This is a genomic window from Chelatococcus asaccharovorans (genome assembly GCF_003201475.1).
Taxonomy (GTDB): Bacteria; Pseudomonadota; Alphaproteobacteria; order Rhizobiales; family Beijerinckiaceae; genus Chelatococcus; species Chelatococcus asaccharovorans.
Genome location: NZ_QJJK01000007.1, coordinates 70,635 through 95,601, shown reverse-complemented (window position 1 = coordinate 95,601; position 24,967 = coordinate 70,635). Strand labels below are relative to the sequence as shown.

Below are 24,967 nucleotides of genomic sequence, written 5' to 3'. Positions count from 1 at the left end.
CGACGGAGCTTCCGGCGGCTTCATCAGGGCAACTGTCCACACGGCGCTAGGACAGACAGAGGAGTCTTGCCGTTTGGTACGATTTTTCGAACGCGTCCAATGGAAGAAACTCGAACCGCGAGTGAAAGTTGTACGCGCCCGTGAAGACATTCGGCGTGGGGATACCCCGTGCCGACAGCACGGAGCCGTCCGTTCCGCCGCGCATCGGCACGATCTTTGGCGCGATATCCAAAGCTTTCATCGCGGCAAGGAGCCGTTCGGCCGGGCGGGTATCCGCCTTCATGGATTGCCCGATGTTGGCGTAGGTATCCGTGATCACGCAACTGACCTTGGCGGACGGATAGTGCGCTGCCGCGAGGCGCACGGCTTCCCGGAGACATTCCTTGCGTTTCAGCAATCCGTCTTCGTCGAAATCCCGGATCAGGACCGTAAGGCGCGCCTCCTGATCATTGGACGTCAGCTCCTTGAACCAGAAGAAGCCCTGGCGCCCCTTCGTTCTCTCAGGCGTATCGTTCCGGTCGAACCCGGCGATGAAATCGGTCGCCATCAGCAGGGGATTGACCATGACGCCATAGGCGGACATCGGGTGGACGCTCACGCCCGAGAAGACGATGTCCGCCGTGGCCGCGTTAAAGGTCTCGAGGACGACCTCGCCCAACTCGCAGCAATCGATCGTATAGGCGAAGTCGCAGGCGAAGCGCGCGAGATCGAGCGCCTTGGCGCCGCGCATGCCGATTTCCTCGTCCGGCGCGAAAGCGATGTGGATGTCACCGTGGTCGCGATCGGGCGGAAGCCGCGCGAGCAGCGTCATGATGACGGCGATCGCGGCCTTGTTGTCGGCGCCCAGCACACTCGTCCCATTGCTGAAGATGATGTCGTGGCCGCCCCACGGCATGATCTCGGGGTGCTCGGCCGTGCGCAACCAGATATCGTCCTTGGCATTCAGGCAGATATCCACGCCCTCGAAGCGCAGAACCTGCGGCCGGATGATCGCGGACAGGCCGACATCGGCCGTATCGAGATGGGCGATAAAGCCGATCTTGGGCGAATCCATCCGTGTTCCGCGTCTGACCGCCGTCACGGTCGCATGATCGTCGAGAACGATGTCATCCAATCCCAACTCTTGCAGTTCGCTCGCCAGCAATGCCGCAAGTCGTTGCTGCCCCTGGGTCGAGGGCAGGCTGGTGGAACGGGCATCGCTCTGGCTTTCGACGGCAAGGTAGCGAAAGAAGCGTTGGGTCAATTCACTGCGGATATCCATCGGGCCCCCTTTTGCGTCACAGACGACGGCTGACGATATCATTCCAGATCAAACTGCCCGTGCCCATCGGCAATTTCGATGCGGGAGCCATAGTCTGCGGAGGATGTTTTAACCCTCTTGAGAATGCGTTCGGCGGACGCGCCGGTTGCCGGATGCGGTACAAGCCGGTTCTCAAGCCGGTCGTCCCGAAGCCCCTCTTCGCCGCCGACGATCAGCGGATGCAGCGTCAGCGCGGTGAGCCGGTTGTCCGCGCCGAACGTACAGCGCGCAACGACGCTCTCCCAGACCTCCCTCTGCTGCCAGAGCGCGATCTCGGACCGCGTGTGAAAGATGAAATTGCCGAGACTGTGGAAGATCGGGCGTCCGCGATAGATCTCGATCGGCAGGAGCACGGGAACGCCGTGGCTCACGAAGATCGCCGCACCGGCGTCGATGAATTGCCGCGCGAATGCGCTCATCCAGTCCGGGGATTGCAGCCAGTCGCTCGACCAGTGATGGTGATGAAGATAGGCGATGACCAGATCTCCCGCCTCCGCCGCGATGCGAACGGCGCGCAGATTGGCCTCGAGATCGTCCGGGTCGATCTTCACCGTTCGCTTGAAACGGTCGGAACTGCGGAAGATCGCGCGGCCGATCGCGAGTTCATCCGCCGCAACCGGGGGTTCGTCATCCGGTTGATTGTCCATCAACAAGTTGAGGGAAGAATATCCGGCCTTTTCGAGGATCCCCTGCAGCTGTTGGAAGGTCTCGCTTTCGAGCTCGAGAATGCGCGATAGGCGGATGCGGTTGACGCCGGGTCTCTCGCCCCGTTCACCTGCGGCATCGGTCGCATACATGAAGTCCGGTCCTGGCCCGCCGTCCATCGCGACCATAGCGACAGACTTGCCGTCGAATGAGGTGCTCGCCGCCTCTCGCGCCGCGCTTTTGCTGCGCCCGATGCCGGCATGCAGAAATCCCCGCCTGCCGACTTCATCCAAGGTCGACAGAACGCCGGGGGGCCCGAGATCGAAGGCATGGTTGTTGGACAATGACAGCGCCTTGAAGCCGATCTCGTCCAGCGCATCGAGAACGGCGGGCTTGGCACTGCCGTAGTAGAAACCCTTCATCGGCCAGCCGCCATGGGTCCCGTATATGGTTCCTTCGAAATTGGTGAAGGCGAGATCCGCGCTTTTCACAACCGCCTTGATACGATCGAACTCCGGACTTTGTATAGCTCTCGTGTCATGTTTTATCAAGGATTGGCCCGTAACGGCCAAAGTAAAACTATCGCTCATTCGAGTACTCGCGTTATGAGTGTTTGTTGATAGAGGAGCATCTAGAGCAAATCCGGCTTAAACGGAATCGTCTGATACCATCTAAGCCAGTGAATTTGCTCGTCAATTTTTGAACGGAGCAAGTCCGCAACAGACGGACTTGCTCTAGGCGGCGAGGATTTTCGGGCGCGCGTCGATCAGATGCCGGGTGTAGGGATTCTCGGATTGGCCGAAGATGAAATCGGACGAGCCGTAGTCTTCGATCCGGCCATTCCGCATCACGCAGACATCGTCGCAGATGTCCTGGACGACGGCGAGATCATGGGAGATGAAGATCATCGAGAGGCGGTTCTCCGCAACCGTCTCCTTGAGCAGCGCCAGGATTTCCGCCTGCACGGATACATCGAGCGCCGACGTGGGTTCGTCTGCGATCACGATTTTTGGCCGGGCCAGCAGGGCGCGTGCAATGCAGACGCGCTGCTTCTGGCCGCCGGACAATTGGTGCGGAAAGCGGTCGAGATGGAGTGTCTGCAGGCCGAGCCTCTCGATCGTCTCGATGACCCGGGCCCTAACCGCCGCCTGGCTGGTATCCTCTCCAGCCGGCGCGGTCGCCCGCGCACATTCCGTCAACGCTTGCGCCACCGTAAGCCGCGGGTTCAGCGCGGAGGAAGGGTCCTGAAAGATCATCTGGACCCGGCCGAGCAGGCTTCCGGCCCGGTTGCGGTGGCTGATGTCGCAACGCTGTCCGTCGAGCTCGATCCTGTCGGCCTCGGCGGACTCGAGCCCGGCCAGTATGCGGCCGATCGTCGATTTGCCGCTGCCGCTTTCCCCGACGATGCCGAGGACGCCGGCGCGCGGCACCCGGAAGCCGATATCGCGCAGCGCGAAATGGGGCTTTCCGGCACCGAACAGGTCGAGGATGCTCCTGCCGCCGAACGACTTCGACAGGTTTTCGACGACGAGGATCGGTTCACGCGCGCCCACACCCGGGGACGCCGGGTCGGGGTGGACCGAACGCAGCTTCGGCACCGCCGCCAGAAGCCTCTGGGTGTAGGGATCCTGCGGCGCCTGCAACAGCGCGGCGGTGGCGCCCTGTTCGATGACCGCGCCATCCTTCATGACCACGACCCGGTCGGCGATCTCGGCGATGACGCCCATGTCATGGGTGATGAGGAGGATGGAAAGGCCGTGGTCTTGAACGAGCCCCTTCAGCACGTGCAGGATCTGCTTCTGAACGGTGGCATCGAGCGCCGATGTGGGCTCATCGGCCACGATCAGGGAGGGCGCGCCCGCCAGCGCCATAGCAATGACGATGCGCTGCCGTTGGCCGCCCGACAATTGGTGGGGGTAGCTGTGGTGACGCCGTGGCGCATCGGGTATCCCGACCCGCTCCAGGAGCTGGATGGCGCGTGCCCGTACATCGGAACGGGACAGTTCGGGCGAAAGCGCCGCGATTGTTTCGTCAAGTTGCGCCCCGACCGTCATCAGGGGGTCGAGGGAGGATGAGGGATCCTGGAAGATGCTGGCGATCGCCCGGCCCCTGAGGGCACGTCTCGCCTCGCCGTCGACGGCCTCGAGCGCGGTTCCCTCCAACCGGATGGTGCCGGCGGTCTGCGCGATGCCCGGCGCCAGAAGGCCGATCACGGCATTGCCGATCGAGGACTTGCCGGCTCCCGATTCACCGATAATGCCGAGCACTTCGCCATGGTCCAGCGAAAAATTCACGTTGCGAACGATCGGCAAGGATCGCGACGCTCCCCGGTAGACGAGGGATAGTTCGCTCACCTCGAGCAGAGGGGCCGTGTGGTTCTCCGCCGTCATAGCGACCTGCTCCTTGGGTCCCAGAGCCGGCGGATGTCCTCGCCGGAAAAATTGATGGCGGCGATCAGCGTGAACAGCGCGATGCCCGGAAACAGGCTGATCCAGTACTGGCCCGTCAGCAGGTACTGGAAGCCGTTCGCCACCGTGGAGCCGAGCGAGGGCTGATCCATCGGGACGCCGAGCCCGAGGAAGGACAAGGTGGCTTCGAGGGCGACCGCGTGGCCGATCTCGATCGGTAGCAGCGTGATGGCCGGCGCGATGCTGTTCGGCAGGAGATGCCGCAGGATGATCCGCCCGCGCGACAGCGGCATCGTGCGCACTGCATCGATATAGGGCTTTCCCGCCTCGCTTAGCGCCACGCTGCGGACCACCCGCGCATAGGTCGCCCATTGCACGATGATCAGCGCCAGGATGATCCGGTCGACGCCGGGTCCCAGAGTGACGATCGCGATAAGCGCGACGAGCATGGTCGGCAGGCTGAGTTGCAGGTCGACGACGCGCATGATCACCGCATCGACCCAGCCGCCGAAATAGGCGGCGGCGACGCCAAGCGTGAGGCCGAGGGCTGCCGCAACCGCGGCGCTGATAACGGAGACCAGGAGGCTGATACGCAATCCGAAGAGAATGCAGCTCGCGATATCGCGGCCAAGCCCATCGGTCCCGAGCCAGTAGCGATAGCCGTTGCCGCTCATCGTGCCGGGTGGCGAGGAGGCCTCCCAGCCCAGGATCTGCAGGAGGTCGTAAGGATTCTGCGGCGCCAGCAGCGGCGCCGCAAGCGCGGCCATCACGAACAGCGCGAGGATCGCATTGGGCAGCGTCAGGACCGGTAGGAAGCGGCGTGGCGCGCGGGTCATGGTGTTGATAATCTCCATATCCGCTTCCCCATCAGGCCGAGATACGGACGCGTGGATCGAGCACGGCATAGAGCAGGTCGACGATCGCGTTGAGGACGACGAAGGTGAGCGCGACCAGGGTCAGCGTCGCCACCACGACGGGCCGGTCGAGAAGCTGAATCGAATCGATCAGCAGTTTGCCGACCCCCGGCCAGGCGAAAATGCTCTCCACCACGACCGCAAAGGCCAGCATGCCGCCGAATTGCAACCCGACGATCGTGATGATCGGCAGGCTGATGTTGGGCAGCGTGTGCCTGAACAGGATGCGCCGGTCGGATATGCCCTTCGCACGGCAGAAGCGCACGAAATCCGCCCGTTGCACCTCCACCGTGCCGGCGCGCGCAAGCCGGGCGATCAGCGCGATATTGGGAATGGCGAGGGCCAAGGCGGGCAGCACCAGATGCCTGAGCCCGTCGATCGTCAGGAAACTCCAGTCCCATCCGAGAAATTCGGCGGTGCTGCCCCTCCCCCCCGACGGAAACCAACCGGTCGTGACCGCGCAGAGCAGTATCAGCATCATGCTGAGCCAGAACGACGGGACACTCAGGGCATAGACGGTGGCCGCGACGACGACGCGATCGAGGCGGCTTCCCGGCCGGGTCCCCGCGAGCAATCCGAGCCCGGTCCCCGTCACCGTCGCGACAATCATCGCGACGGCGGCAAGTTCGAATGTGGCCGGCAGCTTGCTCATGACGAGCGCGAAGGCCGGCTGATGGTAGATGTAGGAGATGCCGAAGCTGCCGGTGGCGAGGTTCTGAAGAAAGACGAAATACTGGCGCCACAGGGGCAGGTCCAAACCCAGCAGCTCGGTCGCGCGCCTGATGTCCTCCGGCGTGGCCGTTTCGATATTGACGACGTTGTAGACCGGGTTGCCGACGCTATGGATGCCGACGAACCCGACCAGGGACATCACGGCAAGGAGGAGGAAGGCCTGATAAAGCCTCCCCGCGATGACCTTGAACAGCGCCATCACTCAGTTCGCCGCCGGCTTCGCCTGCATCGCTGTGGTCCAGCCGCGCGGATGCATCAGATAGCTCGTCACGCGCGGGCCATGACCCGAGATGTGGTGGAAATGATAGAGCGGAATGATCGGCTCGTCGCTCATGACAAAATCCGTCAAGTCCGCCAGCGCCTTGTCGCGATCCGGGCCGGCATCCACCGTCCGGGCCTTGTCGAGCCTCTCGTCGTAGGCTGGATTGCGATATTGCCCGAAATTCAGCGCGCCCGCGCCGGTCGCGCTATCCGGCGATTTCAAGACGGCCTCGAGGCAGACATCAACCGACTCGCCGGAGCATCCGCCGTACCAGATGCCGTATTCACCGGCGCCGCGCTTCGTATTGAACACGGAGAAGGGAACGCCGACAGGCCGCGCGTTCACGCCGATCCGTGCCCAGCTCTGGGCAACCGCCTGCAGCGTCTCACCGTCACCGGGATAGCGGCCGGCCGGTCCGTTGAGCACCACCTTGAAGCCGTTGGGATATCCCGCTTCCGCGAGCAGGGCCTTGGCGTCCTCGTAGCGCGCCGGCTGCGGGGTAAGGTTTGGCGACGTGCCGGCGAGCCCGTTGGGAAAGAACTGCGAGGCGGCGGTGCCGTAGCCTGACAGGATCTTGTCGACGATGACGTTGCGGTCCACGGCCAGGGCCAGCGCCTTGCGCACCCGCGCGTCGCGGAAGGGGTTTGGGATGGGTTTGTCCGCCTTGTCGGTCACGCCCGGCGCGACCTCCTTGCCGAGCTCGAACTGAAAGAAGTTCAAGCGCGCGGCGGGGACGCTTTCGACCTTCGCCCCCCTCTGCTTCAGCGTCTCGACGTCCCGGGCCGGCACGAAATCGGCGATGTCGACATCGCCGGCTGCCAGGGCGGCGACGCGGGCCGCGGGGCTTTCGACGATGCGGAAGGACACGTTCGACCAGGTGGGACGGCCGCCCCAGTAGTCGTCATTGCGGGCGAGGTCCAGGGTCTCGCCGGAACGCCAGGCCTTGAACTTGTAGGGGCCCGTGCCAACAAGGGACGAGCCGGTGTTGAGCGCTTCGGTTGTTGCGAAACCGGCCGAGCCGCGCGGCATGATGAAGATCGCCGAAAGCGCGAGCGGCAATGTCGGCTGGCTGTCGACCGTGTCGATGACCACGGTTGTCGGGTCGACAGCCTTAACCGCGGCGATGGCCTTGGTGTAGGCCTGAAATCCGCCGCTTGGCGGCTTCAGAAAGTCGCGGACGCGTTCGATCGTGTAGACGACGTCATCGGCCGTGAAGGGCGAGCCATCGTGAAAGCGGACATTGTCGCGGAGCTTGAACTCCCACCGCGTATCGGAAACGCGCTTCCAGGATGTGGCAAGCCCGGGCTGAAGCGCAAGTTTCTCGTCCTGATAGACCAGCCGCTCGAAGACATGGGACAGCAGCGAGGAGTTCTCATTCAGGGTCGCGAAATGCGGATCGAGCGTCATCAGCTTATAGGACGTCGCAACGCGCAAGTCCTGCGCGGCGCCCGGGCCCGCAGCGAACAGTGCAATTAATACGGAAGCAACCGACAGGCCGCTGGCGCGAAAACGCGTCGTGATGTTCATCCTCGTTCCCCTTATTATCGGCGCGGATCGCGCGAAACCCGAACCGGATCCGCATATTTGAGAGTCAAAAAACCCTGAGATCGAGAATTCAAAAATTTGGGGCAATCCGTCAATTTATTAAGTTTTTTCGCCACCCTATTAGGCTGACTTATATCAAAAATTCGGCGCTTCGCGGCCGCATGCCAGCCGAGGACGACGAAGGAGGGACGAGATGAAGGACGATGGCGGGGTCGGGCTCAGGCGCGCCGAGATCTTCCGGGAAATCGTGCGCTCAGGGTCCACGCGGCGGGCGTCCAAAGTCCTCAAGATCACCCAGTCCGCGGTCAGTCAGCAGTTGAAGCTCTTCGAGGAACTGGTGGGAGAAAAGCTCTTTGTGAGGGATCGGCGTGGCCTGATCCCGACCACCCGTGCCATCGATATCTACAACCGGATCGATCGCTATTTCGACACGCTTGGTCATATCGAGCGCGAGATTCTCGGCTCCTTCAGTTCCGCACAAAACAGCTTGAGCATCTCGGCGCCGCATGTCGTCTGCCTATCGATGCTGCCCAAGCTGGTCGCCGCCTTGGAGCCAACACATCCAGCGCTGGAATTTTACATCAGGGCGCAGAGCTATGATCAGATCGCCCAGCATGTGCTGACCGGAGAGGCCGACATCGGCATTTCCCGATTGCCGCTCGACGAGCGGTTCTTCGAATGGCGGACCATATCCATCAGCAAGACCATCTGCCTGATGCGGGCCGGACATCCCCTCGCGAACAAGAAGCTGATCACGGCCGAGGACGTCTCCGCGGAGAGCCTGATCACGCTCGACCGCGAATTCTCATCCAACCTGCTCGGATTGAACGCCTTTGTTCACAAGGGCCGCTATCCGAATGTCCGGGTGCGTACCGATGCCATCGGCTTCGCCGCCGCTTTTGCCGCCCATGGTTCCGGTATCACCTTGATGAACGAATTCATCGCGCGACAATGCGGCATGTTCGATCTCGCGATCGTGCCCCTCCATCCCGCCATCACCTATGAACATGTGGTGTTCTGGCGCCGCGGCAGCGATAAGGTGGCGCGCCAGGCTGCCCTGGTCGAAGCCGTCGTCGCATTTGCCAGAGATCAAGCATCGGATATGGCGCAGGATTAGGCGCGCCGAGAAGCGGGCTGACCTCGCTGTTGGATGCGCCACCGACGGCCGCTATACCGCCTCGCCCACGTCCGTCGATTGTGGATTTGCGCCCACGCCGAAATCGACACGCATCGTCAGCGGCGGGTCCGCGAAAGCACCTCCCGAATGGCCTGGACAACTGCATCGGGACGTTGGACGGGAATATTATGACCAGATTGGACCTCACGGATGACCGCATGAGGGTAGAGACGGGCGAAGTCGGCGCGCTTGGCATTGTCGAAGGCCCCGATCGCCGTCCCTGATCGATTCGGCGCGATCAGGATCACGACCGGCATGTCGGCCGGCAGCCCCGGCGCAGCCAGAACAGCGCGGCCGGTCGGCTCCACGCCGTCGAACTCGGCCTTGACCGGTCCGAACAGCCCTTGCGTGGCGATGAGCGCTGAGGCGAGGCCGCGGTTCTCGATGGCGCCTTCCCCCTCAAATTGGGTCGGGTGGGTCGGATCGACCAGCACCAGCCCCGCGACTTCGGAGGGATAGCGACGAGCGTAGAGTTGCATGTACAGTCCCCCCACCGAATGCCCGACGAGGATATAGGGTGGTTGCAGGTTCCGGCTGCGCAAGAGGGCGCGCAGCTCTGCGACGATCGTTGCGCCGTCGCGCGGTCGTGTCGTTTCCGCGCTTCGGCCAATACCCGGCCGGTTGTAGGCGAAGACGGTGTTTGTGGATGACATCGCGACAAACACGTCACGCCAATATTCCTTGTGAGCGCCCATGCCAGCCTCGAGCACAATCGTCGGCGCCCCTGCCCCGGCGACCGAAGCCTCGAACCGCCCGGTATCGGTGCGATAGACCTCACTCCCCGGCAAGGAGGCGCAGCCTGCAAGCAGCAGGCTGAATGCGACGGCGCCAGTCACCGCGCGCAAAGGCCAACCAGCCCGCACAGGGGCTTGGGAAAATAGCGGGTTCATTGACATCTCATGAAGGTTATATTAATTATTGTTACACGATGATTTTTTGCTGTCAATCGTCGATGAGGGCGAGTCAATGCTTATCTCGAACACCACTCCCCAGGCCTTGATCACGCCTGTCCATGGCCGGTCGCTCACGCGCATCGCAAGTGGCCTTCGCCTCGCAACGGTTTTCGGCGCGGTGACGACCCAGTGTATTCTTGCGTGGGTGTGGCTTTCGCCGGATCGGGTCGTGACATTCATCGCGGCCCGGCTGAGGTTGGAACACGTTCCGCTGGCGCTTGATGACGGGTCGCGAGCGCTGGGGTTCTCGATATCCATGGTCCCGGTGGCTGTGCTGTTCTATGCGCTTTACCAGGTTTATCGGCTCTGTGATGGACTGCGACGAGGGGCCGTTTCCTGGCAGCTATCTGCGTTGCATCTTCAACGGATCGGATGGGCCATGCTGGCGATCAGCGTGCTCCGTCCGCTCACCAACACGTTCCTGTCCGTCGTCCTCACCTTGGCGAACGCCGCGGACGATCGGCACATCGTGGTGGCATTGTCAACGGACGACGCCATGATCGCCATTCTCGGCGGGCTGGTCCTCGTCCTCGGCCGCGTGATGAGCGAAGCCGGACTGATCGCCCTGGAAAACGAGCAGATCATCTAGAGCATTTCCGCGAAATACGGTTCGCCGGACATGCTCTATCTCTGTGATATTACACAATTCCTCACGCGGAACCGCTACACACGTCCGCTGGAATCGCTCTAGGGGAGTTACATGGCAATCGTCGTCAACCTCGATGTCATGCTCGCGCGACGAAAGATGCGATCCAAGGAACTTGCCGAACGCGTCGGCATTACGGAACAGAATATATCGCTTCTGAAATCGGGAAAGGTGAAAGGAATACGGTTCGACACGCTCGACAGAATTTGTGCTGTCTTGCGCTGTCAACCCGGCGATATCCTCGAATATCGTCCTGATGATGGGCTGGATATTATCGAGATGAGACCAAGACGCGCCGCCGGGTAGATGTGGTGTGACGGCAAGGCTCAACATCGACGGACAATCATCGGTGGCGGATGCCACCCCGGGTTGGGGTTGCGCCTTCCTCTCATGCCGCTCCTACAAAATACGCGCTGTCGCCGCTATGACCCAATCCAATTTTCAGGGGGGAAGACGTTCTCAGTGAAAGATCATCGCGCCTGCATTGATTGCAATCCCCCATGAACCAACGCTAAGGTCGCGGACGTCACCGTCACAGGCGGCGACAACTTTCTATGGTCTTTGCGCGCCGCCGGCGGAGGGTAGATGTCCAGATCGACTGTCAACGACGATCCATTGTCGGGACTTTTGCGTTTGAAGCCGGCGACTTGGCAATGGACCCGTGCAATACGATCTGCCTTATGCATCGGGCTCCCATTCGTCTTTGGCTTGATTATTAACGATATCATGACCGGCATGTGGATCGCCATGGGCTGCCTCATGATGATCACGGGCGAAAGCGCGGGCAGCTACGGCTCCATCTACAAGACAATGTTGATCTCCGCGCCGATCGGCGCGCTGGGATACCTTCTGGGCTACCTCGGTACCCTGCCATGGGGCGCGGTTGTTGCCGGCATGATGGTGATCGGGTTCGCATCCGCGTTGCTGAGCAGCAAGAACAGAGCGCTGTCGATCGGGACGTTGCAGACTTTGCTTGTCGCTTCGATTGCCGTGGGCGTTCCAGCCATTGCCCCGTTCTGGCAGCCTGCCGTTCTCTACCTCGTTGGTGCATTATTCTACGCTCTGGTGCTTGGCATCGAAGTTCTCATTCGCGGCTGGCACGCGCAGGATAATCCGACCGAGACCCAGTCCTCGCAGAAGGAGGCCAAAGGAACGCCCCGGCCGGTTGCCTCGAACTGGGCTCCGCCTGCAGCGTTTTCACTCTGTCTGGGCGTCGCCTATTGTACGCATTGGGTCAACGACACGGCGCATTGGTTTTGGGTGCCATTGACCGTCGGACTTGTCTTGAAGCCGGACTTCGGCTCTATCCGTGATCGCGCGCTGCAACGGACCATCGGCACGCTGGCGGGCGTAGTGATTGGCGCGACGGCGCTCGCCACTGTGCCGAAGGGCTTGCCGCTAGTCGTTGTGATGTCCGTCCTGGCAGGGATATTGCCTTGGGCGATGCAACGCTCTTATGTGCTGCAGGCCGTTTTCCTAACGCCGCTGGTCCTGATACTCGTCGACGTCATTGTGCCGGGTACCCGCGACATCGATTATGGGGTGCAGCGGCTCATCGATACTGCAATCGGGGGCGTCATCGTGATCATCTTCGGCTATCTCCCCTTGCAATATCTTCAGAGCCGCCGCAAAAACCCCTGACGACAATGCAACGTGATGCTCGCACCCCCGATTGGACGTTCAGTGGGCTCCTCAAAAAGTGCGTTCAAGAAAGACCTGAACAGAGTTCTGGCGCGCAGCAAGCGGGATCGACGCCAGACGCCCCGAGATGGCGGCATCTTGCCAGGCGATCGAGCCTTCTACGCCAGCTTTGAAGCCATCGAGAGGCTTCCAGACCAGGTTCGCGGACAGTCGATCGATACGAAGATGTCCGGCCTTTGATCCTGATTGCAGCAGGTAGAGATCGTAACGGCTGACATAGGCATTGGCAGACCAGGTGTCGGACAGATCGCGGCCGATCGAGACCACGCCCGACCACCCCCGTGTTGCATCGTCCGCCACGAGCAGTCCCGCCACGCTCCGGCGGTCGAGCTGCGAGCCGATGTAGGGCGCCGCATTGATCGCGCCCGCGACCTGGCCTGAGATTGTCGTGCTTTTCCCGAAGAGATCGGCCTGCCAGGTTGCACCGACGATCCCCGCTCTGCCCAGACGGCCGGGAGACAGGGCTGTCGCCGGGACGTCATGATAGGCAGCAGCGGTGTGCAGCGTCAGCGTGCCATCGTCGTAGACCAGTCGCGCCACACCGTCCGGCACACGCGCACCATCGGGAAGCTGTATGGAGTTCTGATTGCTTTCAAGGGTCTCGGCCGACAGCGAGAATGTGACTTTATCCGTGACGGCCCTGTTGATCCCGGCGAGGCCGACAGTCCGGCTCGGAACGCGGGCGACGAGGACGAAATCCTCCCCTGTCCAGAAATCGAACCACGAATCCGTGACCCCGAAGGTGTAGGGGCCGAGCGTCATGCTCGCTTCCACGAAGGTTGGATTGTCCCCACCGTTCGGGGTATCGAACGAAAATTCCAAGGCCGTGGAGAGATAGAGTCCATTGGCCAGGGCTTGCCCGGTTTCAAGACGAAACGAGGCCGTTATCGGAAATGTGGTCGTATCGAGGGCCGCCAGTCCGGCTGCCTTTGCCGCCGCCTTCGCCTGCGCCTTGATCCGGTATCCATCATACTGCATGCCGGTCGTCGCTGTTCCCGAGATCGCCATGCAGGTGTCCGATCCCGGAACGTTGAAGCCTGCAGGGCTATCGTCGTCGTCATCCGCGTCGTCATCATCGCCGTCGCCGTCATCACCGTCGTCGGAATCCTCGGAATCGGAATCGTCGTCCTGCGCGCGCCGTGCCCCATCTCCTTCCGCGGCAGCGAAAATCGGGTTGGGCGTTGGCACGGACACGGTGCAGCCCTGGAGGGCGGGTCGTCGTTTCGCCAAGGCGAGCGCGCCGGTGGCCGTCGGCAACGCGAAGAGGCTGGCGAGAGCCACGGTGACGCCGGGATATGCGAACAACCGGTGCCTCATTGCCCATCCCGACGCCATGCGGCTGCTCATCAACCGCTACGCCTTCTTTTGCGCGCGGCAGCCCGGCGCGCAAGAGCCAACCGGTCGCATGTCCCGCGCGCTCTTGAATGTCACGCATTCCATTCGTTCGGCATCGGCGTTCCAAGACGCCCCCTGTGGCCGCGATTGCCTTGCTCACGCTTGACGCAACTCCAGGTCGGGCGCCTTCTGATGTCAGTCTCCGCCCCAGACACGGGAGGTTCTGATGGAGGCAAGGCAGAGCAGTTCAAGACAACCAATCTCGCGTGAGATCGACAGCACCAAGCTGCAAGCGTTCGTCGACAAGATGCTCGGCGATGTCGGCGCCGCGATGACCGGTTCGCTGGTCATGATCGGCGACGAACTCGGGCTCTATCGGGCGATGGCCGAGGCCGGACCGGTCAATCCCTATGAACTGGCGCAGCTCACCGCCACCAATGCCCGGATGGTGCAGGAGTGGCTCGCGGCCCAGGCCGCCGCAGGCTACGTGAATTTCGATCCGGTCGCCGGAACCTATACGCTCGATCCGGAACAGGCCATGATCTTCGCCGACGAAGACGGGCCGGCATTCCTGGCGAGCGCCTATGACATCGTCGCCGCCGGCTACCGCGACGAGCCGCGTGTGCGAGAGGCTTTCAAGACGGGCCGCGGGCTCGGCTGGCACGAGCATCATACCTGCCTGTTCCGCGGCACGGAGCGCTTTTTCAAGACAGGATACAAGGCCCATCTCGTGTCGGAATGGCTACCGAGCCTGGACGGCGTGGTGGCGCGGCTTGAAGCCGGCGCGCGTGTGGCCGACGTCGGCTGCGGCCATGGGGCCTCGACCCTGATCATGGCACAAGCCTTTCCGAAATCGCAGTTCTTCGGTTTCGACTATCACATGCCGTCCATTCTCGCCGCGAGGGAGGCGGCAGCGGATGCCGGCCTGGCGGATCGCGTCCATTTCGAACGCGCCACGGCGAAGGACTTCACAGGCGGGCCGTACGATCTCGTCTGCTTCTTCGATTGCCTCCATGACATGGGAGATCCGGCCGGCGCGGCCGCCCACGTCAAGGAAGAGCTCAAGCGGGACGGCGTCTGGATGGTCGTGGAGCCGCAGGCGGCGGACAGTGTTGCCGATAACCTCAACCCCGTTGGCCGGATTTTCTATGCGGCCTCAACCATGATCTGCACCCCCGCCTCCATGTCCCAGGACGTCGGGCTTGCGCTCGGCGCCCAGGCCGGCAGGAAGCGCCTGGGTGACGTAATGAGAGAGGGCGGCTTCAACCACGTGAAGGTCGCGGTGGACACGCCGTTCAACATGGTGTTCGACGCGCGGCTGTAGCGCGCTTGTCCTTGGTGGCGAGACGCGCCAGCAGATACTCGACCTCCGCCTTGGCCGTGGCGGACAGGCCGCCCGCGGGTGCGCGCTGGGCGTCGGAGGCGATCAAGCCACGGCGCGCCATCACATATTTGCGGACGGCAAGGCCTATGCCCTGCTGCTGCTCGTAGCGCAGGAGCGGCAGATGCGCATCGAAGAGATCATGCGCCGCGTCGCGCTCACCGGCCGCCGCGAGGCGTACGAGATCGGCCAGCATGTCCGGGAAGGCGTAGCCGGTCATGGCGCCGTCGGCCCCGCGCTCCGTCTCGAAGTCGAGGAACAGGCCGCCGTTGCCGCAGAGGATGGAGACATGGCGCAGCGAACCCTCGGCTTCCCACTTGCGCAGTGTCGAGATCTTCTCGAGGCCTGGCCAATCCTCGTGCTTCAGCATCACGCAGGACGGGTTGTCCGTGATGATCCGGCGGATCACGCCGGGCGTCATGACGACCGTGAAGGTCAGCGGAAAGTCCTGGATGCAGAAGGGAATGTCCGCGCCGATCGCCTCGACCGCCTGCCGGTAGTAGGTGACGATCTGGTCGTCCGTGCGCAGCGTGTTGGGCGGGGCGATCATGACGCCGGCCGCGCCCGCGTCCATCGCCGCCATGCTCAGCCTGCGCATGGCCGCAAAGCCCGGCGCGGACACGCCGACGATCACCGGCAGTTGCGGCGCGCGCTTGATATAGCGCCTGGCGACGTCGAGCGCTTCGGCCCCATCGAGCTTGGGCGCCTCGCCCATGACGCCAAGGACGGTCATGCCCGTGCTGCCGCATTCCCCGTAGAAATCCGTCAGCCTGTCGATCGAATCAAAATCGATCGCCCCGTCGGGAGTGAACGGGGTCGGTGCTATGGGAAAGAGCCCCTTTGCGGACGCCTCGAGTGCCATGGCGATGTCTCCTCTTAGTCTTGCTCGATACACAAAGCCAGCAATCGCAGGAACCGCAAGACGTCTCGCCAAAAAAAGGCGGCCATGCAGAGCGCGGCCGCCGGAAGACAGGGAGGAAATCGGAAGGATTAGGGCCAAGCGACATTCAAGAACTGCCCAAAATGCCATCGTCATCACCGGGCTTGTCCCGGTGATCCCGACCCGAAAGACACCTCCATTCATCGGGATGGCCGGGACAAGCCCGGCCATGACAGCGGAGAACGCTGACTGTCGGTTGAATCTAGTGCTTCGCCGCCCGCGAACCGCCCACGCGGCGGCCGCTGTCATGGGCGAAAAGCGAGAAATCGCTCAGATCACAGGTCACGGTCACCACGTCGCCGAGGCCAAGGTCCGTGTAGCCCGGAAGGGCTGCCATGACCTTGTCGCCGTGGCGGCCCTCGTCGTCATGGGCGGTCTGAACGCCATCGAGCGCGACCGACACCAGCGACTCGGCGCCGATATGCTCGATCAGCGCGACCCGCCCCGTCAGGGAAGCGCTGTCGGCCGGCGCGGCGCCCGCCTTGAGCTTCAGCGTTCCCGGGCGCACGCCCAACCAGACCCTGGTGCCGTTGCCGGCGGGCAATTCCGCGCTCTCCGGCACGGGCAGAAGCGCCGCACCGATCCGGATCGCCCACCCCTCGACGACAGCCTCGATCAGGTTCATCGGCGGCGTGCCGATGAAACGCGCGACATAGGTATTGGCCGGGCGCTCGTAGATCTCGCGCGGGGTGCCGAACTGCTGCAGCTTGCCGTCGCGCAAAAGGGCGATGCGCGTGCCCATGGTCATCGCCTCGATCTGGTCGTGCGTGACATAGACGAAATTGCCACCGACATCGCGATGGAGCTGGGTGATTTCGGCACGCATGGCGGTGCGCAGCTTGGCGTCGAGGTTCGACAACGGCTCATCCATGAGGAAGGCCGACGGCTGGCGCACCATCGCGCGCCCCAACGCCACGCGCTGCCGCTGTCCACCCGACAAGGTGCGCGGATAGCGATCGAGCATCTTGGTCAGGGCCAGCATATCGGCCGTACGCTCGACCTTTTCGCGCACGTCCGATGAGTTCTCGATGCGGCGCTTGAAGTATCCGCCGACGACCGGCAGGTGATACCACCAGCGAAACTGCCGCATGATCAGCGGAAAGGCGATGTTCCGGCGCACCGTCATATGCGGATAAAGCGCATAGGACTGGAACACGAAGGCCATGTCGCGCTCGCTCGGCGGCAATTCATCGACACGCCGCCCGCCCAGATGAATACTGCCGCCGCTGACCGTCTCGAGCCCGGCGATCATCCGCAGGATCGTGGATTTTCCGCAGCCTGAAGGCCCCAGCAGGACGAGAAATTCGTTGTCGCCGACCTCGATATCGACCCCGTCGATCACCTTTACGTCCTGAAAGGACTTGGTGACGTTGTTCAACTTGAGCGACATGCGCGTCCCCTTGGAGAATACGGCCCGTTCGTGATTGTCACGGTGTCGATCATCCCTTGACACCACCGGACGTCATGCCGGCAACCACGTAGCGCTGGACGAAGAGATAGAAGACAACGGCGGGAACCGTGTAGATGAAGCCCACCGCCATCACCGTATGAACCGGCGTGCTGAGCTCGCCGATGAAGCTCGCGAGGCCGACGGAGGCCGTGCGCCACTGGTCGTCGCTGATGAAGGTCTGCGCGAAGACATATTCGTTCCAGCCGTGGAAGAAGGCGATGACGGCGGCAGCCGCCAGCGTCGGCGCGATCAGGGGGACAACGACGGCAAGGACGATGCCGATGCGCGAGCAGCCGTCGATGCGCGCCGCCTCCTCGATCTCGTAGGGAACCGCGTCGATCGCGCCCTTCAGGATCCAGGTGACGACCGGCACAGTGAAGGCGGCATTGGCCAGGATCAACCCGAGCAGGGTGTTGAGCAGGGAGAGCTTGGTGAAGATGTCGTAGAGCGGCACCACCAGCATCGCTTCCGGCAGCATCTGCGTCAGGAACAGCGCGAAGCCGAACAGAAGCTTGCCCCTGAAATCCATGCGCGAGAGCGCATAGGCCGGCAGGATGGCGAGGACGATGCTGAGCGCCGTTGTGCCCACGGCGACGATGATGCTGTTGAACAGCCAGTGCCGGAGCGACGTGCCGCTCCAGGCCTCGATATAGGTGGGCAGTTGCGCAAGCGACGGCAGCAGCTGCGGCCGGTCGGCGAAGAGCTGGTCGGACGGCGTCAGCGAGGTGACGAACATCCAGTACAGCGGGAAGACGGCGACGCCAAGAACCGCAAGGACCGCAGCGGCATGGAAGGGATGGAAACGCGCCATGCTGGTGCTCACCGCTTGCCGGTCGCAGCTTCGGTGCGCTGCGAAACCCAGAAATAGATGACGGTCACGAGAACCGCGATGACGAGGCCGATCACGCCGACCGCCGCAGCCTTGCCGAGATCGAGATAGACGAAGGCGCGCCGGTAGAGATCGATGACGAGGGTGTTGGTCTCGCCAAGCGGACCGCCTTGCGTCATCAGCCAGATCACGTCGAAGCGCCGCAGCGACCAGACCGTGATGAGCAGCGTGAGCAGGGTGACGGTGGGGCGGATCGTCGGCCAGACCACCGCCTTGAAGACGCTGAAGCGATCGGCGCCATCGATGACGGCGGCCTCGCGCAGTTCCGATGGAACGCCCTGAAGCGCGGCGAGGATGACCACGGCCGAGAAGGGAAAGATCTGCCAGAGCGTGGTGATCAGGATCGCCGGCAACGCCATGGACGGCTCATCCAGCCAGTTCACGCCTCCCGCGGAGAAACCGAGGAACTGCGACAGCCGGCTGAAGAGGCCATATTGCGCGTTATACATCCAGGTGAAGATCAGTGCGGCCGCGACGGGCGGCGCAGCCCAGGGGACCGTCACCAAGGCGCGCGCCAGACCGCGCCCGCGGAACGGCCGATCGAGCAGAAGCGCCGCCATCAGGCCGAGGAAAATGGATCCCACGACGCAGACCACGGTGTAGACGACAGTCACCCGCAATGACTGTGCGAATTCCGGATCCGTGAGCAATTCCCGGTAGTTGTCGGCCCCCACGAAGGTGCTGCTGCCGGGATTGAGCAGCGACGTCGAGGTCACGCTCAGGAAGAACTGCTGCACGAGCGGGTAGAACTGGAAAGCCAAGAGATACAGCGTCACAGGCGCGATGAAGACCATCGGCAGCCATCGGCTCGGATCCGTTTTGCGGGCGGCTATCGCCGTATCGTGCGAGGGCGGTCTGGTCATGGCGCAAATCCGGCTGCGGGATGGTGAGAGGCGGCCGCGCTCAAGGCGCCGCCGCCATCCAGAACAAATGTCATCGGCGATGAACCGAAGCGGCCTGCGCTGATCCGCGAAGGCCGACGTCGATCCGATCGGAGCTTACTGGCCGAGGACGCGCGTCTGCACCAGGCGCTGCGCCTCATCCATGGCCACCTGGGGCGCGACGCCGCCCTGCAGAACCTTGAGGAGCTGCTGCACGACGATCTGCTGGATCTCCGGCGACTTCACCTCGAGGCCCTGCGGCAAGGCGGGGACGCTGTAAGGTGTCTGCTCGTCATAGGCCTTCAGCCAGGGCATGGCCTTGAGTTCCTCGGGCGTGCGCTCGACGATCGTCGCGACATTGACCGCCCCGAGCAGGGTCTGCAACTCCTGCTGGTTCTTGGGCTCCAGCATCCACCGCAGGAACTTGGCTGCGGCATCCTTCACCTTCGTATTGGCGTTGATGGTGATCGGGGCAAGGATCATCCCCTGCTCGCGATGCGGGAAGGGCGAGTGGGCGGCGCTGATGGGATGCGCCTTGCCCTGCGAGGTCAGGATCGTCGCCACGCCGCCGTTGTCGACGACGGTCGCGATCTTGCCTTCCCAGAACATGCGACGATAGGTGGCCGCATCGGTGCCCTTCGGGGTGATGCCGGCGTCATAGACCTGCTTGTAGGCGGCGATACCCGCAACGACCTCCGGGCTGTTGAAGGTCGGCGTGCCATCGGGCTTCGACCAGCGGCCGCCGAAGCCGTAGACGAAGTTGGTCACATCGTACCAGGCGCCGCCGCGCTCGGCCATTGTGGCGCGATAGGCGAAGCCGTAGTTGCCGTCCTTCGTCGCCGCCTTGGCGGCGGTCAGGAACTCGTCGAAGGTCTTCGGCGGCTTGCCGTCCGGAAGCAGCGCCGCATTGTAAATCATCGCGTAATTGGCGGTATCGAAGGCCACGCCATAGCGCTTGCCGTTGATCTTCAGATACTTGTCGGCGCTGGTGAATTTATAGTCGGCGTCATTGATCACGCCATCCCAGGGGAGCACGGAATTGGAGGCGGCCGCCGCATAGAACTCCGGCAGGTCGAAGCGGATGAGATCCGGGCCGCCCTTGCCGCCGAGCTGGGTGAAGATGGTGGAGGCGAAGGACGAGAAGGGAATGGTGACCGGCTTGACCTCGATGTCCGGGTTCGCCGCGTTGAACTTCTCGACCCAGGCCTTCAGCCTGTCGCCGCGGCCGACTTCCGCGAAATGCGAGGCCGCGAAGGTGACCACGGTCTTTCCCGACTGCGCAGAGGCACCCGTCGCAGCAAAAAGCATCGTCCCCGCGACCGCTGTCGCAAAAGACCCAGACAATAATTTGCGCATGTTCATCGACGTCATCTCCCGAGATGTTCTTCTAGTGTGAAATAGAACGGTCAGTGCGACATATTATTGTTATGAATGTCCCCATGCCGGTGGCGACATCCCCCTACTTGCGCCGGAAGACCGGCGGGCGCTTTTCCTTGAAGGCCGCGCGCCCCTCGGTGGCATCCTCCGTGGCGAAGCAGATGGTCTGGAGATCGCGTTCATAGGCGATGGCCTGCGTGATCGGCAACGCATGCGCGGCCGCCAGATTCATCTTCGCGGTCTCGGCCGCGACCGGCGCCCGGCTGGCGATGATCGCCGCCAATTCCTGAGCGCGTGCGAGCAAGGCGTCCTGTGGCACGACTTCGCTGACGAGCCCCCAGGCGAGAGCCTTGGCGGCATCGATCGGATCGCCGGTCAGGATCATCATCGCCGCGTTGGACGAACCGATGCTGTGCGACAGGAAGGCCGCCACGCCGCCACCGCCGATCCAGCCGAGCTTGATCTCCGGCGCGCCGAACTGCGCATTGTCGGAGGCGATACGGATGTCGCAGCTCATCGCGGTCTCGAGCCCGCCGCCGAAGGCGTAGCCGTTCACCGCGGCGATCGACGGCTTGCGCAGATTGCGGATGGCGTCGCAATAGTCCTCGCGGTTGCGGAAGTTCCAGGCGGTGTCGTAGCGATCGAGCTCACGGATATCCGAGCCGCAGGAGAACGACTTTGGACCAGCGCCGGTCAGCACCACGCAGCGGATGGCATCGTCCTCGTTGCAGCGCTTGACGGCGGCCACGAGGGCCGAGGCCATTTCCGGCGTGACGGCATTGAGCTTGGCCGGGCGGTTCAGGGTGATCGTGGCAACGAAGCCCTCGATCGTGAAGCCGATTTCTTCTGTCATCTCAAGCTCCTGCAAAGTCTGGAGTATGCTGTGTTTGGATGGAATCCCGCCGGTCATTCCGGGGCCTCGCGTCAGCGAGGAGCCCGGAACCCATGAACACGACGTCTGAGAACAAGGCGCATCGGACTGTGCCTCCCCGGTTAAGCGTAGTGTTCATGGGTTCCGGGCTCGGGCCTTTCGGCCCGCCCCGGAATGACACGGTGGTTCCGTATAAAATCAGCATGCTCTAACGCTCGCCGCCGCTGCGGCGGCTCTCGGCATATCGATCCTGGAGACGGGCAAGGACCTCACGATGCGAACTGCGCGTGGCGAGGGCGTCGCGCAGCATCGCCGCGGCATCCGTCTGAAAGGCGATGTAGCCGTCGTGGCGCGGGCGGACATAGGCCGCCTCCAGCGTCTCGGCCGTATGGGCGTAGAATCCGCCCCAGCGCGCGTTGACGCCGGCGTCATGCCAGGCCGCGCGCCGGCTCGGCTGGCCGTCATGATCGGGAATGAAGCGGCGCTGCGTCTCCGCACCCAGCAGCCAGCGCAGATGATCGAGCAGCTGCGGGGTGATCTCGCAGCGCGTCGACAGCCCGATGCCGGTGCCGCCCAGCGTCGAGCCGGGGTGCCCACCCGCCTCCCCGCGCGGGGCATTGGCGAAGGTGATGGGCAGGCCCTGCCCTTCCCGGGGTGCTGCGTAGTTCACATAGCCATAGACGAGCGGGCAGAGCGCCACATCGGCGTGGCGCGCCATGTATTCCAGGATGCCGATCGGGTTCTTCGCGCGCGTTGCCTCCGGCATCCGGCCATCGAGCTCGGCCATGATGGCGAGCACCGCGAGGCCGACTGTCTCGGATATGAGGACATCGGCATCCGCGACGGCGGGCGGCTCCCCGAGCGCTGCGGCGATCGACAGGAAGCTGAGGCAGGCATGGGGGCCGGCGAGCGACAGCACCACCGGCTTGCGCCGGGAGAGATCGAGAACATCCTGCCAGGTCCGAGGGGGCGCCTCATCGAGAAGATCGGCGCGCAGCGCCATCACCTGCGTCGCGGCATCGAGCGGCAGCGCCCAATGTACGCCGCCGAAACGGTAGCTGGCGAGGCTCGGGCCGATGCTGTCGCGCCCCCAGGCGGCGATATCTTCCTCCGGAAAGACATCTTCGAGCGCGCGCAGGCAGCCGCGCGCCACCGCCTCGCCGACATGGGGATGGTCCATCACCACGAGATCGTAGCGCGCGCAGAGATCCTCGATGGGATGCGCCTCGAAGCCCTCCAGCGGTTGCTTGTCCCAGTCGATGGCGAGGCCATCCCGGCGCGCGTCGAGCCGGCCCGCAGCCGCGGCAAGGGCGTTGTAACCGCGGGGATGATCCCATGTGAGGGCACGATAGCGCATCACGCCGTCTCCGCCTCGCCGACGACGCCGGAGGCCAGCAGTGCGTCGATCTTGTCCGGGGCATAGCCCGCTTCCGCCAGCACCTCGCGCGTATGCTCTCCTGCGAGCGGCGCGCCGCGTTCGACGCTGGACGGGGTCTTCGAGAATTTGATCGGGAAGCCGGGCGTGGTGACACGCCCCTCGGTCGGATGATCGTAAGTGACGAAGGTGCCGTTATGGGCGATCTGCGGATCCTTCAGCAAATCCTCGTAGCCATAGACCGGCCCGCACCAGATGTCGTTGGCGCGGAACAGCTCCAGCCATTCAGCACTTGTGCGCTCCGTCAGCTTTGCGCGGGTCTTCGCGAAGATCTCGTCGCGACGCGACCAGCTGTCGACTTCGTCGTTCATGGTGAGGAAGGACGGCTCGCCGATCAGTTCGCCGAGACGTTTCAGCGGTGGAAAGGCGAGAATGATGAAGCCGTCGCGCGTCGCGAAGGCGCCATAAGGCGAGCGGATATAGACATGGGCATGCGGCTCACTGGAACGCTTCTGCGGCTTGCCGGCCACCGTATAGACCGATAATTCCTGCATCTGCAGGGTCGTGATGGCATCGAGCATGTTGACCTGGACGAGTTGCCCCTCCCCCGTTCGCTCGCGGTGGAGGAGCGCGGCGAGCACGCCCTCGAAGGCCGTGTAGGCGGTCACCGCGTCGACGAGATACTGCCCGGCGGGTGTCGGCGCCTCGCCCTCGCGGCCTGCCGACAGCATGGCACCGGAAAGCCCCTGGAGGATGAGGTCCTGGCCGGGATGGTTGGTATAAGGCCCACTCTCGCCATAGCCGGACATGGAGCAGTAGACCAGGCGCGGATTGATCGCCGACAGGGTTTCATAGTCGACGCCAAGACGTTGCGCGACACCCGGACGGTAATTCTGAAGAAATACGTCCGCCGTCTTAACGAGATCAAGCAACAGCGCCTTGCCCGCCGGGTCCTTCAGGTTCACGGACAGCGAGCGTTTGTTGCGATTGAGCGAGAGGAACGACACGTTGATGCGGTTGCCGCCGGCCCCGCCCGCCGCGACATGGCGCTGCCATTCGCCCGTCACCGGCTCAACCTTCACCACATCGGCGCCAAGATCACCCAGCCGCTGCGCCGCCAGGGGGCCGGCCATGGCGATCGAGCAGTCAAGGACGCGATAACCGCTGAGTACGTTACGCTTGCTGGTCATAACCTGATTTATCCTGTGGTGCAGTCGCGGCGACGATCGTCTCAAGAGACCGCGGCGGGCAAAGATCTGCCGTCTCCGCGGCCCTTGGGGACGCGGATGATGGACAAGGACAGCCGACAGCATCCGGCGTCCACGCCGTGCCGGTCGTGGGCCGCGAAACTGGTATCGGCAAAGTATTCGTGGAAGCGAACCACCAGACCGGATCGCTTCCGTCAGAGCGGCGCCGAGCCGCCCTGTCTGTGATCAGCCCGCCTTGATGAAGCTGCGATTCCAGGTTGGGCTGATGACAATTTCATTCACACAGATCCGCGCCGGCATTTCGGCGACCACGCGGATCATCTCTCCGATGTCGTCAGGCTTGAGCAGGCGCTCCAGTTCGTCCGGCGTCGGCGGCACGGCGCGCTTCATGATGAGCTCCGTTGCAACCTCACCCGGCATGATGACACTCGAACGGATGCCGTTGCCGCATTCTTCCATGTTCAGCGAATGGCTGAGCGTCACCAGTGCCTGTTTTGACGCGTTATAGCCGGGGCCTCCCATAAGCGCGGGGTGCCGCCCGACCCAGGACGATATGATGATGACGAGCCCATCACGCCGGGCGCGCATGCCGGGCAGCACGGACTGGATGGCATACATCGTCCCATTCAGATTGACGTCGATCAGCGTCGTCCAGCTTGCCGAATCGAGGGCCGAGAAGGAACGATTGGGCACATTGACGCCGGCGCTGGCGACGAGAATATCGATGCCGCCATGGTTGGCGATGATGCTATCGGCGACGCTGCGCACCTGAGCCTCGTCAGCCACATCAACGACGGCCGCCTCGGCGGTGCCGCCGGACGCGACAATGCGCTCCACGACATGGTTCAAAGCCTCTGAACGCCGGCCCGAGACGATGACATGTGCACCGGCCGCGGCGAGCACCTTTGCACCAGCCTCGCCGATACCGCTTCCGCCTCCGGTTATCCAGGCGATCTTGCCAACCAGCCCGCTCATGA

The 24,967-nt window shown here is 63.3% G+C and carries 22 protein-coding genes; 5 read left to right on the top strand and 17 right to left on the bottom strand.

Annotated features, from left to right (window positions below):
• Positions 1 to 46: 46 nt before the first annotated feature.
• The 6 genes from pepT to C7450_RS17190 form a co-directional block, all read right to left on the bottom strand.
• Positions 47 to 1,261 (bottom strand): peptidase T, encoded by a 1,215-nt coding sequence (pepT, locus tag C7450_RS17215; protein WP_110375700.1) that lies wholly within the window; start codon positions 1,259 to 1,261, stop codon positions 47 to 49.
• A gap of 38 nt (positions 1,262 to 1,299) precedes the next feature.
• Positions 1,300 to 2,535 carry a CapA family protein gene (locus tag C7450_RS17210; RefSeq protein ID WP_110375699.1) on the bottom strand — a complete coding sequence of 412 codons (1,236 nt, stop codon included), beginning with the start codon at positions 2,533 to 2,535 and terminating at the stop codon, positions 1,300 to 1,302.
• 144 nt (positions 2,536 to 2,679) lie between these two features.
• Positions 2,680 to 4,335 (bottom strand): dipeptide ABC transporter ATP-binding protein, encoded by a 1,656-nt coding sequence (locus C7450_RS17205; protein WP_110375698.1) that lies wholly within the window; start codon positions 4,333 to 4,335, stop codon positions 2,680 to 2,682.
• On the bottom strand, positions 4,332 to 5,207 hold the full coding sequence (locus C7450_RS17200) for an ABC transporter permease (RefSeq protein ID WP_110375697.1): 876 nt from the start codon (positions 5,205 to 5,207) through the stop codon (positions 4,332 to 4,334). Before C7450_RS17200 ends, C7450_RS17205 begins: the two co-directional genes overlap by 4 nt.
• Positions 5,208 to 5,220: 13 nt before the next feature.
• Entirely contained in the window at positions 5,221 to 6,198 is a 978-nt protein-coding gene (locus C7450_RS17195) for an ABC transporter permease (protein ID WP_110375696.1), read from the bottom strand.
• A gap of 3 nt (positions 6,199 to 6,201) precedes the next feature.
• Positions 6,202 to 7,788: an ABC transporter substrate-binding protein gene (locus C7450_RS17190; protein ID WP_110375695.1), complete on the bottom strand. Its 1,587-nt coding sequence runs from the start codon at positions 7,786 to 7,788 to the stop codon at positions 6,202 to 6,204.
• Between the two features lie 211 nt (positions 7,789 to 7,999).
• On the opposite strand from C7450_RS17190, the gene C7450_RS17185 reads away from it, so the two are divergent.
• Positions 8,000 to 8,923 carry a LysR family transcriptional regulator gene (locus tag C7450_RS17185; RefSeq protein ID WP_110375694.1) on the top strand — a complete coding sequence of 308 codons (924 nt, stop codon included), beginning with the start codon at positions 8,000 to 8,002 and terminating at the stop codon, positions 8,921 to 8,923.
• 116 nt (positions 8,924 to 9,039) lie between these two features.
• On the opposite strand, the gene C7450_RS17180 is transcribed toward C7450_RS17185, so the two are convergent.
• Entirely contained in the window at positions 9,040 to 9,873 is an 834-nt protein-coding gene (locus tag C7450_RS17180) for an alpha/beta fold hydrolase (protein WP_110375693.1), read from the bottom strand.
• Positions 9,874 to 9,949: 76 nt separating this feature from the next.
• On the opposite strand from C7450_RS17180, the gene C7450_RS17175 reads away from it, so the two are divergent.
• The 3 genes from C7450_RS17175 to C7450_RS17165 all read left to right on the top strand — a co-directional run bounded on the left by C7450_RS17175 (position 9,950) and on the right by C7450_RS17165 (position 12,223).
• Positions 9,950 to 10,525 carry a DUF2975 domain-containing protein gene (locus tag C7450_RS17175; RefSeq protein ID WP_146227374.1) on the top strand — a complete coding sequence of 192 codons (576 nt, stop codon included), beginning with the start codon at positions 9,950 to 9,952 and terminating at the stop codon, positions 10,523 to 10,525.
• Positions 10,526 to 10,636: 111 nt separating this feature from the next.
• Positions 10,637 to 10,888 (top strand): helix-turn-helix domain-containing protein, encoded by a 252-nt coding sequence (locus tag C7450_RS17170; protein ID WP_110375691.1) that lies wholly within the window; start codon positions 10,637 to 10,639, stop codon positions 10,886 to 10,888.
• A 279-nt stretch (positions 10,889 to 11,167) separates the two neighbouring features.
• Complete coding sequence (locus tag C7450_RS17165) at positions 11,168 to 12,223, top strand: FUSC family protein (RefSeq protein WP_110375690.1); 1,056 nt, start codon at positions 11,168 to 11,170, stop codon at positions 12,221 to 12,223.
• Between the two features lie 51 nt (positions 12,224 to 12,274).
• On the opposite strand, the gene C7450_RS34015 is transcribed toward C7450_RS17165, so the two are convergent.
• On the bottom strand, positions 12,275 to 13,588 hold the full coding sequence (locus tag C7450_RS34015) for a porin (protein ID WP_170147273.1): 1,314 nt from the start codon (positions 13,586 to 13,588) through the stop codon (positions 12,275 to 12,277).
• 256 nt (positions 13,589 to 13,844) lie between these two features.
• On the opposite strand from C7450_RS34015, the gene C7450_RS17155 reads away from it, so the two are divergent.
• Positions 13,845 to 14,942, top strand: a complete 1,098-nt coding sequence (locus C7450_RS17155) for a class I SAM-dependent methyltransferase (protein WP_110375689.1) — start codon at positions 13,845 to 13,847, stop codon at positions 14,940 to 14,942.
• On the opposite strand, the gene C7450_RS17150 is transcribed toward C7450_RS17155, so the two are convergent.
• From C7450_RS17150 to C7450_RS17110, 9 genes are all read right to left on the bottom strand, one after another.
• Positions 14,914 to 15,861 carry a dihydrodipicolinate synthase family protein gene (locus tag C7450_RS17150; protein WP_110375688.1) on the bottom strand — a complete coding sequence of 316 codons (948 nt, stop codon included), beginning with the start codon at positions 15,859 to 15,861 and terminating at the stop codon, positions 14,914 to 14,916. The genes C7450_RS17155 and C7450_RS17150 overlap by 29 nt on opposite strands.
• Positions 15,862 to 16,141: 280 nt before the next feature.
• The gene (locus C7450_RS17145) at positions 16,142 to 17,329 is read right to left on the bottom strand and encodes an ABC transporter ATP-binding protein (RefSeq protein ID WP_110375687.1); all 1,188 of its coding nucleotides are present in this window, start codon (positions 17,327 to 17,329) and stop codon (positions 16,142 to 16,144) included.
• Between the two features lie 49 nt (positions 17,330 to 17,378).
• Positions 17,379 to 18,200 (bottom strand): carbohydrate ABC transporter permease, encoded by an 822-nt coding sequence (locus C7450_RS17140; protein WP_110375686.1) that lies wholly within the window; start codon positions 18,198 to 18,200, stop codon positions 17,379 to 17,381.
• An 8-nt stretch (positions 18,201 to 18,208) separates the two neighbouring features.
• Positions 18,209 to 19,141, bottom strand: coding sequence for a carbohydrate ABC transporter permease (locus tag C7450_RS17135; protein ID WP_110375685.1), 933 nt, complete (start codon positions 19,139 to 19,141; stop codon positions 18,209 to 18,211).
• 135 nt (positions 19,142 to 19,276) lie between these two features.
• Positions 19,277 to 20,521 (bottom strand): ABC transporter substrate-binding protein, encoded by a 1,245-nt coding sequence (locus tag C7450_RS17130; protein ID WP_110375684.1) that lies wholly within the window; start codon positions 20,519 to 20,521, stop codon positions 19,277 to 19,279.
• A 97-nt stretch (positions 20,522 to 20,618) separates the two neighbouring features.
• Positions 20,619 to 21,389, bottom strand: a complete 771-nt coding sequence (locus C7450_RS17125) for an enoyl-CoA hydratase/isomerase family protein (RefSeq protein WP_110375683.1) — start codon at positions 21,387 to 21,389, stop codon at positions 20,619 to 20,621.
• Between the two features lie 226 nt (positions 21,390 to 21,615).
• A complete protein-coding gene (locus C7450_RS17120; RefSeq protein ID WP_170147285.1) occupies positions 21,616 to 22,764 on the bottom strand; it encodes an ABC transporter substrate-binding protein in 1,149 nt (382 codons plus the stop codon).
• Positions 22,764 to 23,972 carry a CaiB/BaiF CoA transferase family protein gene (locus tag C7450_RS17115; RefSeq protein WP_110375681.1) on the bottom strand — a complete coding sequence of 403 codons (1,209 nt, stop codon included), beginning with the start codon at positions 23,970 to 23,972 and terminating at the stop codon, positions 22,764 to 22,766. Before C7450_RS17115 ends, C7450_RS17120 begins: the two co-directional genes overlap by 1 nt.
• Before the next feature lie 243 nt (positions 23,973 to 24,215).
• Entirely contained in the window at positions 24,216 to 24,965 is a 750-nt protein-coding gene (locus C7450_RS17110) for an SDR family oxidoreductase (RefSeq protein ID WP_110375680.1), read from the bottom strand.
• Positions 24,966 to 24,967: the final 2 nt, after the last annotated feature.